This window comes from Actinopolymorpha singaporensis, assembly GCF_900104745.1.
Classification (GTDB): Bacteria; Actinomycetota; Actinomycetes; order Propionibacteriales; family Actinopolymorphaceae; genus Actinopolymorpha; species Actinopolymorpha singaporensis.
Genome location: NZ_LT629732.1, coordinates 4,269,304 through 4,284,979, shown reverse-complemented (window position 1 = coordinate 4,284,979; position 15,676 = coordinate 4,269,304). Strand labels below are relative to the sequence as shown.

Here is a 15,676-nt window from a genome sequence, read left to right as displayed (position 1 = left end):
GGGTCAGGTCAGTATTTCGTGTTCGACTCTGTCACCCCCCGATGACGCCTTCGCGACGCTACCGCATCGGTTGAGTTGTGTCGCGCGAGGTGATTTGGCCTTCCTGACAAGGAATGACTGTGAGTAGGTGCGACGAACCCCTCAGTACGCACGCGGCGGCCAGATGTCCGAGTTCGGTGGCGCCGCCGCCGCGATTCCCGTCCGCGAAATCGCCAGAGGTGGTTCGCCCGCCGTAACGGGCGACTTGACGCAGTTGACAGGTCCCGATAGCAAGAGATCACCGAACCGGCGGGAGGAGGCACGGATGCGCGACCAGCAGAACGCGAACACCCACGGCGAGGCCGCCGGACCCGCCGAGATCCAGGCTCAGGTCGACCAGGCCCGCGAGCGACTACGTGGAACCATCGACGAGATTGGGACCAAGATGAACGTACGAGCGATGGCCCAGGATAAGTCCGCCAAGCTGACCGGACGCGTGCGCTCCGGCGCCACCAGCGCCTCCACGTTGGCCCGGGACAAGGCGAAGGACCTGTCCGCGACGGCGCGCACCGACGGCCCGAAGCAACTACGCAAGGCCGGCACCCAGGTCGCGAGGACCGGCACCCAGGTCGCAAAGACCGTACGCACCCGCAACGGCAAGGCCGTCGCGGTGGCGGTCCCGGTGGCGCTGGGATCGCTGCTCCTGTTGCGCCGGATCAGGAAGCACTGACCCCTCCACGCCTATTCGCGTGAGCCAGTGACGTACTCGCGGACGAGAGAGGTCCATGACGAACAAGGCCGTTCCGTACGTCCAGCAGGTGGCGCGCGGCGTCCGGGACACCGCTGCCCGCGCCGTCACCGTTCTGGCCGTCACCGGTTCCGTACCTGCCGCCGTCTGCACCCACTCGGCGGCTGCCGGCGGCATGGTGCGGGACCGGGTGGCGCGGTTGCTCAGTCACCTCGGCGCCGTCTCCGTCCCGGCCTCCTGGTCGGTCGCCACCCGAAGCGAACACGCCGACCTGCTGCGGGGGGCGCGGGTCCCCAGGAGTGCGAGGGGACCGAAGGGGCACTCGAACCCGTAGCCGCGGCATGGTGCCGGTCACCGGAAGGCTGAGGCATTGGCAACGGGGGCAGGGAGATGGCTCGCCACGCCGTGGTCTTAGGTGGCGGGATCGGTGGCCTCGCGACGGCGGTAGGTAGGACTGCGGCGGGCCGGATGGTCCGTCACCGTACTCGAGCGCGCGCCGGTGATCGCCGAGGTCGGTGCATGTCTGTCCCTGTGGCCGAACGCCCTGCGCACACTCGACGTCCTGGGCGCCCGGGCAGACGTGCGTGCGCACGGCCTTCCGGTCGGGTCCCGTGGCAAGGTACACACCTCCACCGGGCCGACCTGGTGGAGGTGCTGCGGCGCGCCCTGCCGGCCGAGGTCGCCGGACGGTCTGGCGCAGCCTCACCGAGCCGGGCAGCGTCTGGCCGGTGGAGGAGAGCCTGACCCTCGGCACCAGCGGGTCACGCACGCGCTCACCGGGTTGTTCGTCCGGGTCGCACCGCAACGCGTCTGGACGGGGACGGTCGCCGCCTGCGCGGACTGGACGCCGGCTGAAGTTCCCACCCACTCCAGAGCGCTTGGCGCCGACTGACTTCACCGCGGACGACACTTCACCGCGGACGAAGTCGTGCCCCCCGCTGCTCGCGAGAGGCACGACTTCGTTCATCTCAACGCGGTGTGGCTCACCGCTTGGTGCTCATGCCGAGGTGGTCGACTTCCGGGCCCGGCGGGGAGAGCGACGGCCTTCGCTCGAACGGCCGTTGCGCTCACCGTCGGAGCTCCGCTCCGAGCGCTGACGCGAACCCTCACGCGAGCTCGGGCGCCGCCTGCGTGCGGGCCTCTCGGCCGGCTCGTCCGCGTTGTCCCCGGACTCGTCGGACTGGTCGCCGCCCTGGTCGGACTCGGCGGCCGACTCATCCGAGCCGTCGCCGGACTCGCTGTCGGGGCGCCGGCGCGGGCGCTTACGCGCGCCTTCACGCGAGCTCGGACGACGCCTGCGCGCAGGCCTCTCGGCCGGCTCGTCCGCGTCGTTCTCCGACTCGTCGCTCGGCTCGTCGCCCTGCTCGGACTCAGCAGCGCGCTCGTCCGAGATGTCGTCGGAGGCGTCGGAGCTGTCCTCGGACTCGTCGGTCGGCTCATCCGAATCCGCCGCGTCTTCGGGCGCACCCTCGTCGTCACCCTGATCGGCGTCCTCGGACTCGTCCGAAGGCTCACCGTCTTCGTCGAACTCGTCGGTCGGCTCGTCGTCCTCTTCGGAGCCTTCGTCCTCATCGTCGAAGTCGTCGTCCTCGTCGTCGAACTCGTCGTCGAACTCGTCGTCTTCCGTCTCGTCGTCGAAGTCGGAGTCCTCTGAGTCATCCGAGTGGAGCTTGTTCGGCGGACGGAAATCGTCCTCGCGGCGGTAGTCGTCGTTCTCGTCGGGCTCGCGAACGACTTCGCCGTCGCGGATCTCACCGCGCCACGACCCGGACGCCTCACCCTGTGTGGTGACGAACCGGCGGAAGTGCTTGAGGTCGAGACGCACCCGACGGCCGAACGCCCGCCAGAGGTTCGCCGTCTTCTCCATGAACCCCTTGGGGTAGTACTCGACGACCACAAGGATCTTGGTGAGGTCGTCGGCCAACGGGTGGAAGGTGACGGTGCCCTTCGTGGTGCCCTTCGCACCATCGGTCGTCCAGGCGATCTTCCGGTCCGGAATCTGTTCCGTGACGCGAGCACTCCAGCTACGAGTGGACCACCAGACCTTGCCGCGCCAGTTGCTCTCCACCTCGTCCTTGGCGTCGACCCCTCGAATGCCCTTCATGAACGAGCCGAACTCCTGGAACTGCGTCCACTGGTCGTACGCCACCGACACCGGCACACCGACGTTGATGTCCTCGATGATGTTGGTCATCTTCGGACCGGACCGCCCCTTGCCACGGCCCTTCTTCTCGCCGTCGCCGCCCTCGCCGCCTTCTCCCTCTTCGCCGTCTTCGCCGTCTTCACCGTCATCGTCGCCCTTGCCGACAAGCGACTTGGCCTTGTCCTTCAGGCCTGACCCCAGCGAGGCGAGGCGGCCGGGCTGGGAGTCGTCGCCGTCCTCCTGACCCTCCTCGTCGCCGCCGCCGTTCTTGTTCTTACGGCCGTTGGGGTTCTCGGCGTGATCTTCCAGCCGCTGCGTGACCCCCTCGAGCCGGCCGCCGAGGGACTGGACGAAGTCCGACCCCCGGGCCGTGGCGAACTCGCGTGCCTCCTGCTTGAGGCGATCCCCCACAGGTCCCTTCAGCAGTGACGACCCGACATCGGCCAGCACCGACTTTCCTTTGCCTGCCATCTGCTCTCCTCTCCTTACCGACCGGTGCGCGTGGACCTACGTCCAGAGTTCGAGGTACGGCTCTAGGACGCTGATGCCGACTTCTTCGCCCCGCCTCGGGACGAAGCCGTCTTCTTCGCGCTACCAGTCGATGCGGTCTTCTTGGCACCGGTGCGGGAGGATGCGGCCTTCTTCGCCCCGCCGGCTGATGTGGTCTTCTTCGCAGCTGTGCGCGATGCGGCCTTCTTCGCACCCTCACCCGACGAGGCTGCCTTCTTGGCCCCACCCCGAGCGGAGGTCGTCTTCTTCGCCTCACCTGACGAAGCGGCCTTCTTGGCCCCGCCACCGGAGGAGGCTGCCTTCTTGGCCCCACCCCGGGCGGAGGTCGCCTTCTTGGCCCCACCCCGCGCCGATGTCGCCTTCTTCGCGCCCTCACCTGACGAAGCGGCCTTCTTGGCCCCACCCCGGGCGGAGGTCGCCTTCGCCCCGCCGCGGGAGGCGGCGGCCTTCTTCGCCCCACCCGACGAAGCGGCCTTCTTGGCCCCACCACCGGAGGAGGCTGCCTTCTTGGCCCCACCCCGGGCGGAGGTCGCCTTCTTGGCCCCACCCCGCGCCGATGTCGCCTTCTTCGCACCCTCACCCGACGAAGCGGCCTTCTTGGCCCCACCCCGCGCCGATGTCGCCTTCTTCGCCGCCCCACCATCCGCAGCTGTGGCCTTCTTGGCCCCACCCCGCGCCGATGTCGCCTTCTTCGCACCCTCACCCGACGAAGCGGCCTTCTTGGCCCCACCCCGGGCGGAGGTCGCCTTCGCCCCGCCGCGGGAGGCGGCGGCCTTCTTCGCCTCACCCGACGAGGCAGCCTTCTTGCCTCCACGACCGGAGCTGGTCTTCCTCGCCCTGCGAGCGGTGGAAGCCTTCTTTACCGGCGCGTCCGACGCCTTGCCGGCCTCTTCCGCACTGGCTCCGAGGGCGGGATCGGTCTCTGCCTCGGCCTCCGAACCAGGATCCAACTCGCCGGAGTCCTCGGGGGACTCGGCGTCGGACTGGTCGTCGTCCTCGCCGTCTTCGGACCGGTCGGTGGGCTCGTCGTCGGAACGGTCGCCGGACTCCGCTACCGCGGGAGCGTCGTCGGTGTTCTCCCGATCCGAGCCCTCATCCGACTCGTCCTGGGCTTCGGGCTCGTCATCCGGCGTGTCCTCGTCCGGCTCGTCGGCCTCGTCAGAGTCGCCCTCGGACCGGTCGGCAGACTCACCTTCAGGTCCTTCGTCGCCTGCCGACTCGTCGAACTCGGCCTCAGGCTGGTCATCGTCGCTGCCGGGGACGGCGCCGTCAGGGCCATCGCCATCGGAGTCGTCGTAGTCGTCGGCGTCGTCGTCACCCTCGTCGTCGGGGCCCTCTTCGTCGGCCTCGTTGGCTACCTCGTCCCGGCCCGAGTCGTCCTCGCGGTCACCGTCTTCGTCGGACTCATCGTCGTAGTCGTCCTCGCGGTCAGCCTCGTCCTCGGACTCTTCGTCGTACTCGCCCTCGGGCTCGTCCTTCCCGTCAGGCTCGCCCTCGTACTCGTCCTCGTCGGCCTCGTCGTCGTACTCGTCCTCGGGCCGGTCGTCGTCGACGTCGTCGGCAGGCTCACCGTCAGAGTCGTCGTCCGGCTCGTCGACGTCGGCCACGTCGTCACGATCCGACTCGTCCTCGCCGTCCGCGTCCTCGGGCTCGTCGCCGTCAGCCTCTTCATCCCTCTCGTCGGGCTCGTCGTCGTACTCGTCTTCCGGCAGGTCGTCGTCGACGTCGCCGTCAGCCTCTTCATCCGTCTCGTCGTATTCGTCGTCGAAGTCGCTCTCGTCGTCCGACTCGTCGTCAGCCTCGTCGTCAGCCTCGTCGTCGTCTTCGTCGTCGTATTCGTCGTTGAAGTCGTCCTCGTCGTCCGACTCGTCGTCAGCCTCGTCGCCGTCTTCGTCGTCGTCGAAGTCGTCCTCGTCGTCGTCAGCCTCGTCGTCGTCTTCGTCGTCGTACTCGTCGTCGAAGTCGTCCTCGTCGTCGGGCTCGTCCGAGCCCTCCGCGTCGTCGGGCTCGTCCGAGCCCTCCGCGTCGTCGGGCTCGTCCGAGCCCTCCGCGTCGTCGTACTCGTCCGAGCCCTCCGCGTCGTCGTACTCGTCCTCGTCGGGCTCGACGTCCTCGTCCGCGGCCGCCCGCTTGCGACCCGGCCGAAGCCGGTCGGTCAGGCCCGACGCCCTGCCGGCGAGCCCGGCACCGCGCTTCCCCGCCTTGTCGCCCGCCGACGTCGCCCTGTCCGTCGCGTCAGATGCCCGGTCGGTCACGTCCGAGGCGACGTCGGAGCCGGCCCCGGTCGCCTGGTCGGCCACCTTCGACGCACGGCTGGTGATGTCGGCTGTGCGTTGGTTCAGGTTGTCCGACAGGCTGTTCAGCCGGGACTCGACGGTGGCGATCGCCGCCTTGCGGCCCGCGGCCAGCAACGGTCCTCTCAGCTGAGCGGCGATCTCGTTGACCTGCTGCGTCTGAACCAGTTTCAGAAGTCCTTCGCGCACCAGTTCGCGGGGCTCGACCCCGAGCTGGCGCCCGGCCAGCCACAGCGCGAAACTTGCCGCGGCCTTGCCTCTTTTCGTTCGGCCGAGGAGGTACCCTCCCGCGATCGCCGCGCCGATCTTGGCTCTGTCGTCCACTGCTTCTCCTTCGAGATATGTCCGGTGACTGGGCGCGGAGACACGACCCCGGTGTGCGGCCTGTCAGCCGTTGTCGTCGCTGCGACGGGAACGGGAACCCGAGCGGCTCGACGAACGCTTGCGGGGCGTACTCGACTCGTCCTCGTCGTCATCGCCGGTGAAGGAAGAGATCACTTCCTTGGCGGTGTCCTTCACGCCTGACAGCGCGCCCTTCGTCTTGTACTTGGCGCCGCCCTCGGTGACTTCGCGAATCAGGCCGGGGACACCCGCGACCTGTCCCTGCGGCTGCATGTCGAGCCGGTTGACGGCCTCGGCGAACCGTAGGTAGGTGTCCACACTCGCAATCACGATTCGCGCGTCGATGGTGAGGAGTTCGATCCCCACCACCGCCACCCGGACGTACGCGTCGATGACGATGCCCTTGTCGAGGATGACTTCGAGCACGTCCGCGAGGCTGCTGGGTCGGGGCGCCCGGTTGATGCCCTGCGTCGCTGTTGCCATTGGGTCCCTCCACGTGTTCGTCTCGCTACGTATCGGTCAAAGGGGGTGGTTGCGTCTGCGGTCTGTCTGCCCCCGTATGACCGGCGACGAAGTTGAGGTAAAGGGAGGCCGCGCGCACGCGACCATGGCCGGCGGTGGCGACTCGTCACGCCACGCCCGCCGTACCGCGAGGGTCAGCGGAACATAGCGTGGCGGTACTCACAACCTGGGCGACATCACTCCTCGGCCGACCCCGGGCGACGCCGGACCCACCGGGCCGTCGGGCCTGTGTCTGCTCGCTCATCACCACTACCAGGTTTCGGGCGCAGGTCTGTCAGGTCGTCGTGCACATGATCCCTTCCGGGATCTGGCGACCATAACGCATACGCCGCATTGTGTCGCGCGGCCGAAAACCGGCGCGGTCATGCAGACGGCCGGACGTCTTTGCCGACAGAGGCAGTCGCGAGAAGAGCGGTGTAGGGGGACGCGCGGATCCCCACGTCGCCGTCAAGCACAACTTGACAGTCAGGTACGGGGTGATGGCGTACGGCAGTGATCCCCGGACCGGCCGTCAGGCAGACGGGGGACATTCGAGTCGAATACCCGAAAACGGTCACTCCATGCGCGTCTCGACCGGCTACCGACCCCGCCGTCCGGCAGCGCTCCACGCGTCCTCGGTGACACGCATCTGGATCACCGCGCCGCTAACCTGCTCCGACCATGGCCTACCTTCTGCTCGCCGTCTCCTTCGCGCTGTTGCTCGGCGGTGCCGTCGTGTTCACCAACGCCGTCGAGTGGGCGGGTATCCGGCTCGGACTCGGCGCGGGTGCGGTGGGCAGCGTCCTCGCCGCCACCGCGACCGCTCTGCCGGAGTCGGTGATCCCGATCGTCGCCATCCTCAGCGGTGACCAGTCCGGGCAGATCGCGATCGGTGCGATCCTCGGTGCGCCGTTCCTGTTGGCCACTCTGGGGATGCTGGTGATCGGTGTCTCCACCCACATGTTCGCGCGCAGGCGCGACAACGACTCCAAGCTCGCGGTGCACACCCCGACCACAGCCCGTGACCTCATCGTCTTCGGCGTCTTCATCGCCGTGGCGGGCATCCTGGGACTGATCGGCAACCAGTCGGTCAACGTCGTCGCGGCGGTGGTGTTCCTGGTCGCGTACGGCGTCTACGTCTGGCGAACGGTCGGGCACGGCGGCGAGCAACAGGAGGAGCCGCGCCCCCTGTACTTCGACCCGACCAAGCACGACCCCCCGCACAACGTCACCGTCGTCGCCCAGATGCTGGTCGGGGTGGCCGCCATCGTCGGCGGTGCCGAGGTGTTCGTCACCCAGGTGGAGGGCATCGCCCACCAGGTCGGCATCTCCCCGCTGGTCCTCGCACTCGTCCTCGCACCGCTTGCGACCGAGCTTCCGGAGAAGACCAACAGCGTCCTGTGGACGCGGCGAGGCAAAGACGCCCTGGCCCTGGGCAACGTCACAGGGGCGATGGTGTTCCAGTCGATGGTGCCGGTCGCGGTCGGACTCGCGTTCACGCCCTGGTCGTTCACCGCGCCGAGCACCCTGGCGGTCGGGTGTGCGCTCGCCGGCGGCGGGCTCGCGCTGTATGCCGTGCTACGCAGCCGGCAGTTCACCCGGCTCTCGATGGCAGCGTGGGGAGTGCTCTACGCCGGTTTCGTGGCCTACGTCGGACTGGCGGCGTGACACCCGAACGTTTGCGGCGGCTCGTACCGGGCACGAAACATGATCGAGACGGCGACCCGACGACCGGCGCTGGCTCGACCGGACCTGACTGACCAACTCCGACCCCGGCCAACCCAGCTGGAAAGGTGGACGCGTGAAGGCAGCGGTGTGGCACGGTAAGCGAGACGTCCGCGTCGACGAGGTTCCCGACCCGGCCATCAAGGAACCCACCGATGCGATCATCCGGACGACGACGACCGCCATCTGCGGTTCCGACCTGCATCTGTACGAAGTGCTCACACCGTTCATGACCGAGGGCGACATCCTCGGCCACGAGCCGATCGGCATCGTGGAGGAGGTCGGCGAGCAGGTCACCCACATCGGGCCGGGCGACCGGGTGGTGATCCCCTTCAACATCTCCTGCGGCCACTGCTACATGTGCGAGCGGAACCTGCAGAGCCAGTGCGAGACGACGCAGGTGCGCGACCAGGACAAGGGTGCCGCGTTCTTCGGCTACACCAAGTTGTACGGCCAGGTGCCCGGCGGCCAGGCGGAGTACCTCCGCGTGCCCCAGGCACACTACGGGCCGATCAAGGTTCCGGAGGGCCCGTCCGATGAGCGCTTCGTCTATCTGTCCGACGTACTGCCGACCGCCTGGCAGGCGGTGGCGTACGGCGACGTGACCTCGGGCTCGACGGTCGCGGTGCTCGGTCTCGGGCCCATCGGTCAGATGTCGTGCCGGGTCGCCGCGCATCGGGGCGCGCGCAAGGTCATCGGCGTCGATCTCGTTCCCGAACGCTTAGCGCTGGCTAAGAAGTACGGCGTCGAGACCATCGACGCCGGCAAGGGTGGCGTCGGCGACGCGATCCGGGATCTCACCGACGGCCGCGGCGCGGACACGGTCATCGACGCGGTGGGAATGGAGGCGCACGGGGCGCCCTTCGGCAAGGCCGCCCACCAGCTCGTGGGCATGCTTCCCAAGCCGCTGGCGGCGGCGATGACCGAACGCGGCGGCGTCGACCGGCTCTCGGCACTGCACGGCGCGATCGACGCCGTACGGCGGGGTGGGACCATCTCGGTCAGCGGCGTGTACGGCGGAATGGTCGACCCGATGCCGATGATGCAGATGTTCGACAAGCAGGTCACCATGCGGATGGGGCAGGCCAACGTCCGGCGCTGGGTGGACGAGCTGCTCCCCCTGGTCACCGGGGACGGCGACCCGCTGGGCGTGGAGGACTTCGCCACCCACCGCCTTCCGCTGAGTGAGGCACCGGAGGCGTACCGGATGTTCCAGCGCAAGGAGGACGGCGCTGTCAAGATCTTGTTGACACCATAGACCGGGGAAGCGGGTGCAACACGAACGGCGGGCCGTGGCATGCAGCCGCGGCCCGCCGTTCCGGCTTCTCAGGCAGTGAGTTGCCCGGCGACGGACTTCAGCGCCGCCAACGTGCGCAGGTGAAGACCGCCGCCGAAGGTGATGCGGGTGGCGCCCAGCCGGCCCAGCTCCCGCGGGGACGGGCCGTCCGGTCGGGCAGCAGCGTTGACAGGCAGGCCGATCCCGTCGGCGAGCGGCCGCAGCTGTTCCGGCGGAGCGAAGATGGGGTACACCGCGTCGGCGCCTGCCGCCGCGTAGTGCTTGCCGCGGTCGATCGCCGCTTCCGGTGAGGTGGCGCCACGCAGGTAGGTGTCGATGCGGGCGTTGACGAACAGGTCGTCGCCCGCCGCGGCGCGCACCGCGGCCAGGTAGTCGGCCTGCCGCTTCGGCTCCACCAGCTCGCTTGTCGCCGGGTCGGAGTCCTCGAGGTTGACCCCGACGGCTCCGGCATCGAGGACGCGTTCGACGAGCTCGGCCGGCGGTAGCCCGTAGCCCGCCTCGACGTCGGCGGACACCGGGACGTCCACCGCATGGGCGATCCGCGCGATCGCCGCGAACATCTCCGTCGGCGGCGTCCCCTGTCCGTCGGGGTAGCCGAGTGACGCAGAGATGGCCATGCTCGGCGTGGCCAGGGCGGGAAAGCCCGCGTCCACGAAAACCCTCGCACTTGCCACGTCCCACGGCCCGGGCAGGATCAGCGGATCTCCGGTCGCCCGCCCGTGGTGGAGTGCGCGGAAGGTGTCCACGGACATCAGTGCTGACCCGCGAACTGCCCGGGCGTGTAGCTGCCGGCCTCGGTCCGGGCGGTGACGTTCAGCCGGTTGAACGTGTTGATCACCGCGATCGTCCAGATGAGCTGGGCGAGTTCCTTCTCGTCGAAGTGCTTGGCCGCCCGCTCGTACACCTCGTCCGGCACGAAGCCGTCGGTCAGCATCGTGACCGCCTCGGTCAGCGCCAGCGCCGCCCGCTCCTTCTCGGTGAAGAAGTTGTCCGCCTCCTCGAACGCCGCCACCAGCGCGATGCGCTCCTCGGTCTCGCCGCCGGCACGGGCGTCCTTGGTGTGCATGTCGATGCAGTAAGCGCAACGGTTGATCTGCGAGGCACGCAGCACCACGAGTTCCTTGATCTTCGGATCCAGGTCCTTGGCTGCCTCCGCGGAAAGCTTGATCAGCAGGGAGAGGACCTTCGGCGAGTGCTGGTAAACGTTGATTCGCTGTGTCATGGCCTCAACGCTACGGCCGGATCAGCCCAGGGATATGGTCCATTTCCATGGCGGAATCGTGGGCCACTTCACTGGACCTCCACCTTGATCTCGCACACCGCGGTCGCGGGCTGGGCGCCGCGCTCACCCGGGAGTTGCGTGACGCCGTTCGAGGTGGCCGGCTCACACCGGGCACCCGGCTGCCGTCCTCGCGCGCGCTGGCCGCCGACCTGGGGATCGCCCGCAACACCGTGGCCGACGCCTACGCCGAACTCGTCGCCGAGGGCTGGCTCACGGCGCGCCAGGGTTCGGGCACGGTGGTCGCCGAGCGCGTGAGGTCGCGGCGCACGAGACCACGTGCCGTGCCCGAGCCGGCCCATCCCCTGCTGCCGGGTACGACCTACAACCTGATGCCGGGTTCGTCGGACCTGTCGGCCTTTCCCAGAACGGCCTGGGTCGCCGCGACCCGCCGGGCGGTGACGGCCGCACCCAGTGAGGCGTTCGGGTACCAGGCGACGTCGGGCCGGCCGGAGCTGCGCAAGGCGCTCGCCGACTATCTGGCCCGGGCGCGCGGGGTGTACGCGGACCCCTCGCGGATCCTGGTGTGCGCGGGCACCATGCAGGGCCTGTGGCGGATGGCCGAGGTGCTCCGCGCGCACGGTGTGCGGCGGGTCGCGGTGGAGGCGTACGGCCTGCCCGAACACCGCTCGCGGCTCACCGGTTGCGGGCTGCGCCTGTCGCCCCTCCCCCACGACGAGGACGGCGCGGACCCGGCGCCGCTGCCCGAACTCGGCGTACAGGCTGCGCTCCTGACACCATCGCACCACTTCCCCACCGGCGGGGCGCTGTCACCGGAGCGGCGCGCGCAGGTGATCGACTGGGCGCGGGCCGGTGGCGGCGTGATCCTGGAGGACGACTACGACGGTGAGTTCCGCTACGACCGCCAGCCGGTCGGCGCGTTGCAGGGCCTGGACCCCGAGCACGTCGTCTACCTGGGTACGGCCAGCAAGAGTCTCGCACCCGGCCTGCGCCTGGGCTGGATGGTCCTGCCGGAGCGGCTCGTCGCCACCGCGTTCGAACTCGGACTGTCCCCCTGGCAGGTGTCCACGGTCGAGCAGTTGACCCTGGCGGAGTTCATCTCCTCCGGCGACTACGACCGGCACGTACGCGCGATGCGGACCCGCTACCGGCGCCGTCGTGACCGCCTGGTCGCCGCGCTCGCACGGGCCGTGCCGCACGTCCGGGTCAGCGGGATCGCCGCGGGCCTGCACGTCCTGCTGGAGGTTCCGGCGGGTACGGAGGAGCAGGTGGTTGCGCGGGCGCGACGGGAAGGGCTAGGGGTGGCCGGACTCGCTCCCCTGACGTTCGGTACGCCGAAGCCGGTCCGGCACGCGATCATCGTGGGGTACGGCACTCCGCCGGACCATCTCTTTCCCGGTGCGCTCGCCGCACTGTGCCGGGCCCTCGCCTACCCCGACGAACGCCGGCGGAGCCGACGTGGGAAGTAGGACGTGGGAAGTTGGACGTGGGGCGGGCTGTCCTCAGGAGCGGCGCCGCTCGGTGGGCTCGCCGAGCGCCCGCCGGGCGAGCAGCGTGGCGCCGGCGACCGCCGCCGGAGTGAACACGACCGCGCCGAGTGGGATCAGGAAGACCACGAACACCGCGACGCCGAAGCCCGCGGTCACCGGCCGGATCCTCCGCAGCGCCCGGCGGCGTTCGGCGAGGCCCATCCCCCGCCGTTCGAACGGCGTTCCGACGAGTTCGACCGCGAGCAGCCAGCCGCCGAGCACCGCACCGAGCACCGGCACGGCCGTCTGCCCCACCACCGGCAGGAAACCCGCCACGAACAACGGGACCCCGACCATGACCGACCGGGCGACGAGGCGGGACGAGTCGGTGACCCCGCGCCGCAGCGACCGGGCCCAGCCGACCTCGACCGGGTTCGGCACGGCGCCGTACTGCTCCTCGACGCGTTCGGAGATCCGCTCGTAGAACGGCCCACCGATCGCGAGCGTGACCGCGGTGAACGCGATGACGCCGATCAGGGCGGCCAGGCCGAGCAACGCCAGACCGGCGGCGAACCTCACGAACGTACGGGTGCTTCCGGACCAGTCGTCGGCGAACGGTGTGAGCACTGCGGCCACGTCACCGGCGAAGTACGCGAGGGTGAGGAAGGCGCCGAGGAACAATACTCCGGTGATGAGAGCCGGCACGACGCCGAGCAGTGCGAGCCGGGGGTTCGCGGCGTACATGCGCACACCGCGCACCAGCAGTCCCACGCCGGTGAGGAAACCGCCGGGGTAGCTGACCGCCGATGCCGGAGCCGATCGCGTACTCACGATCGGTGAGTCTAGGGCGTGCCTCCGATTGGGGCCGCCGGCCAACTCCGCGGAGTACCACCGAATGATCAGCCGTGGACAGGGTAGCCGGAAGCCATGTCCCATGACCCTGCCAACTCCGCCACGCCACAGTCCGTCGGTGAGCTGTTCTTCGTCGGCAACGCGACGGTACTGCTGAAGTACGGCCCCTTCACCCTGCTCACCGACCCGAACTTCCTGCACCGCGGTCAGCGTGCCTACCTCGGGCACGGGCTGACCAGCAGGAGGCTGACCGAGCCGGCACTGCGCGTCGACCAGCTTCCGCCGCTGGACGCGGTGGTGTTGTCCCACCTGCACGGTGACCACTGGGACCGGGTGGCCCGCCGCAACCTGGACTCCGGGCTGCCGATCGTCACCACGCCACATGCCTCGCGGCGGCTGCAGGGACTGCACGGCTTCCGGCGCGCGGTGGGACTGCGCACCTGGGAGCAGCACACCATGGCCAAGGGCGGCATGGTGCTCCGGATCACCTCGACACCCGGTCGGCACGCACCCGGGCCGATCCGCCACCTGCTGCCCCCGGTGATGGGCAGCGTTCTCGAACTCGCCACCGCCGAAGGCGAGGTGCACCACCGGCTCTACATCACCGGCGACACGCTGATGTACCCGGCCGTGGAGGAGATCGCCCAGCGTTTCCCGGCCACCGACCTGGCGCTGCTCCATCTCGGCGGGACGACCCTGCCCGGCGGGATGGTGGTGACGATGGACGCCGAGCAGGGCGCGGACCTGCTGGCCACGATCTCACCACGTCGGGCGGTGCCCATCCACTACGACGACTACGACGTGATGCGTTCGCCGCTGTCGGACTTCCGTGCGGAGGTGGAGCGGCGTGGGCTGGCCTCTCGGGTCAGCTACGTCGAGCGCGGTGAGTCGCTGACGCTGTGACGCTCGGGCCGCTCAGTACGTCTCTTCCTCACTTGGGCGCCGGTCGTCGTCGTGGATGACCACCCGGCTGGGGCTGTCGCCACCCGCGAGCTTGCGAGCGTCGGCCAGGGCCGCGTCGCGGTCGGTGTAGTAGCCGACCACTTCGTCACCCCGCTTGACGTGGAACGCGCCGCCGGCGGGGAGCACGGAGTACCTGACGGGCGCGGGCGTGGTGCCCGACGTCTCCCGGGCAGTCGTCTCCTGCTCGGTCTGACGTGCCTCACTCAACTGTTGCGCGGCCTCCCCCGCACTGGCCCAGGCCTGGGCCAGCCCGGAGTGGGTCTCCTGGGGCACGTCGGGTCGCTCCGGCAGCTCGCTCATGTGCCCAAACTATCCCCGACGCAGGCCAGACGCCGTCCGGCCTACGGCACCTGCCGCTTCACCAGGCAACTTTGCCTTGCCTTTACAATTGCCGCTCAGGGTTCTCACCCATTCGTCCGCCACGACTGGAAGGCTCCATGCCGTGACGCTCCCCCGCCGCCCGCCGTACGTCTCGTGGACGACCGTCGTACCGCTGCTCGCCCTTCTCGCGCTGGCACTCACCTGGGGCCGGTACCTGGCGGTCCCGTTCGCGCTGGTGATCGCGGTCGTACTCGCAGGAGCGGTGCTGTCCGCGGTGCACCACGCGGAGGTCGTGGCGCACCGGGTTGGCGAACCCTTCGGCTCGCTGGTCCTCGCGGTGGCTGTGACGGTGATCGAGGTCGCGCTGATCGTGACCCTGATGGTCTCGGGTCGTCCGGAGACGTCCCAACTGGCACGGGACACCGTCTTCGCCGCGGTGATGATCACCACGAACGGCATCGTCGGGATCTCTTTGTTGGTGGCCGCGCTGCGCTATGGAACGACCCGGTTCAACGCGGAGGGAAGTGGAGCCGCGCTGGCGACTGTGGCGACCCTGGCTGCGTTGAGCCTGGTGCTGCCGACCTTCACCCTCGGTGCCCCCGGCCCGGCCTTCTCCGCCGCCCAGCTCATCTTCGCGGCGATCGTTTCGCTCTTGTTGTACGGCATGTTCGTGCTCACCCAGACGGTGCGGCACCGCGACTTCTTCCTGCCCGTCCACCATGACGACGAGCCGGCCGCCGGACGTGGGAACGCTCCCACATCCGAGCGAGCCGAGGTCGAGACGGGCGACGTCGACGAGAGCGGCGACGCCGACGAACACGCCGCTCCCCCTAGCACCCGAGCGGCACTGACAAGCCTCGCGCTGCTGCTGGTGGCGCTCGTCGCCGTGGTGGGCCTGGCGAAGGTCGAGTCACCCGCGATCGAGACCGTGGTGAAGGCGGCCGGATTCCCGCAGTCGTTCGTCGGCGTGGTGATCGCGTTGCTCGTCCTGCTGCCGGAGACGATCGCTGCCGTACGCGCCGCCCGCAGGCAGCGGACGCAGATCAGCCTCAACCTTGCCTACGGCTCGGCGATGGCGAGCATCGGGCTCACGATCCCGGCGATCGCGCTCGCGTCGATCTGGTTGAAGGGTCCGCTCCACCTCGGCCTCGGGGCCACTCAGCTCGTCCTCCTGGCGCTCACCGTGGTCGTCAGCGTCCTCACGGTGGTACCCGGCAGGGCGACGCGGCTGCAGGGTGGTGTCCATCTCGTCCTGCTGGTCGCGTTCCTCTTCCTCGCGGTGAGCCCGTGAC

Annotated in this window: 14 protein-coding genes; 7 read left to right on the top strand and 7 right to left on the bottom strand. The window is 69.5% G+C overall.

All coding sequences use genetic code 11. The annotated features are described in order from the left end of the window. Positions 1-304 precede the first annotated feature (304 nt). The gene (locus tag BLU27_RS19210; protein WP_157728682.1) at positions 305-709 is read left to right on the top strand and encodes a DUF3618 domain-containing protein; all 405 of its coding nucleotides are present in this window, start codon (positions 305-307) and stop codon (positions 707-709) included. Positions 710-764: 55 nt separating this feature from the next. Beyond that, entirely contained in the window at positions 765-1,061 is a 297-nt protein-coding gene (locus tag BLU27_RS19205) for a hypothetical protein (protein ID WP_092655056.1), read from the top strand. 663 nt (positions 1,062-1,724) lie between these two features. On the opposite strand, the gene BLU27_RS19200 is transcribed toward BLU27_RS19205, so the two are convergent. From BLU27_RS19200 to BLU27_RS19190, 3 genes are all read right to left on the bottom strand, one after another. Further along, positions 1,725-3,341: an SRPBCC family protein gene (locus tag BLU27_RS19200; RefSeq protein ID WP_092655055.1), complete on the bottom strand. Its 1,617-nt coding sequence runs from the start codon at positions 3,339-3,341 to the stop codon at positions 1,725-1,727. Positions 3,342-3,403: 62 nt separating this feature from the next. After that, positions 3,404-5,791 (bottom strand): hypothetical protein, encoded by a 2,388-nt coding sequence (locus tag BLU27_RS19195; RefSeq protein ID WP_172804995.1) that lies wholly within the window; start codon positions 5,789-5,791, stop codon positions 3,404-3,406. Positions 5,792-6,061: 270 nt separating this feature from the next. Next, entirely contained in the window at positions 6,062-6,499 is a 438-nt protein-coding gene (locus BLU27_RS19190) for a gas vesicle structural protein GvpA (RefSeq protein WP_092655053.1), read from the bottom strand. Between the two features lie 699 nt (positions 6,500-7,198). Between BLU27_RS19190 and BLU27_RS19185 the strand changes: the two genes are divergently transcribed. Further along, complete coding sequence (locus tag BLU27_RS19185) at positions 7,199-8,185, top strand: sodium:calcium antiporter (RefSeq protein WP_092655052.1); 987 nt, start codon at positions 7,199-7,201, stop codon at positions 8,183-8,185. 133 nt (positions 8,186-8,318) lie between these two features. Further along, positions 8,319-9,500 carry a zinc-dependent alcohol dehydrogenase gene (locus BLU27_RS19180; protein ID WP_092655051.1) on the top strand — a complete coding sequence of 394 codons (1,182 nt, stop codon included), beginning with the start codon at positions 8,319-8,321 and terminating at the stop codon, positions 9,498-9,500. Between the two features lie 68 nt (positions 9,501-9,568). On the opposite strand, the gene BLU27_RS19175 is transcribed toward BLU27_RS19180, so the two are convergent. Continuing rightward, positions 9,569-10,291, bottom strand: coding sequence for an isocitrate lyase/PEP mutase family protein (locus BLU27_RS19175; RefSeq protein ID WP_092655050.1), 723 nt, complete (start codon positions 10,289-10,291; stop codon positions 9,569-9,571). Then, a complete protein-coding gene (locus BLU27_RS19170) occupies positions 10,291-10,761 on the bottom strand; it encodes a carboxymuconolactone decarboxylase family protein (RefSeq protein WP_092655049.1) in 471 nt (156 codons plus the stop codon). Before BLU27_RS19170 ends, BLU27_RS19175 begins: the two co-directional genes overlap by 1 nt. 47 nt (positions 10,762-10,808) lie before the next feature. Between BLU27_RS19170 and pdxR the strand changes: the two genes are divergently transcribed. Then, entirely contained in the window at positions 10,809-12,248 is a 1,440-nt protein-coding gene (pdxR, locus tag BLU27_RS19165) for a MocR-like pyridoxine biosynthesis transcription factor PdxR (RefSeq protein WP_092655048.1), read from the top strand. A 33-nt stretch (positions 12,249-12,281) separates the two neighbouring features. Here pdxR and BLU27_RS19160 read toward each other — a convergent pair whose 3' ends face one another. Continuing rightward, positions 12,282-13,079: an EI24 domain-containing protein gene (locus BLU27_RS19160; protein ID WP_197681494.1), complete on the bottom strand. Its 798-nt coding sequence runs from the start codon at positions 13,077-13,079 to the stop codon at positions 12,282-12,284. A 96-nt stretch (positions 13,080-13,175) separates the two neighbouring features. Here BLU27_RS19160 and BLU27_RS19155 point away from each other — a divergent pair, with 96 nt between their 5' ends. Beyond that, positions 13,176-14,003 carry an MBL fold metallo-hydrolase gene (locus tag BLU27_RS19155; RefSeq protein WP_092655046.1) on the top strand — a complete coding sequence of 276 codons (828 nt, stop codon included), beginning with the start codon at positions 13,176-13,178 and terminating at the stop codon, positions 14,001-14,003. 12 nt (positions 14,004-14,015) lie between these two features. Here BLU27_RS19155 and BLU27_RS19150 read toward each other — a convergent pair whose 3' ends face one another. Then, positions 14,016-14,363 (bottom strand): DUF2188 domain-containing protein, encoded by a 348-nt coding sequence (locus BLU27_RS19150; RefSeq protein WP_092655045.1) that lies wholly within the window; start codon positions 14,361-14,363, stop codon positions 14,016-14,018. 142 nt (positions 14,364-14,505) lie between these two features. On the opposite strand from BLU27_RS19150, the gene BLU27_RS19145 reads away from it, so the two are divergent. Continuing rightward, positions 14,506-15,675, top strand: a complete 1,170-nt coding sequence (locus tag BLU27_RS19145; protein ID WP_241827517.1) for a calcium:cation antiporter — start codon at positions 14,506-14,508, stop codon at positions 15,673-15,675. The last annotated feature ends 1 nt before the right edge of the window (position 15,676 follow it).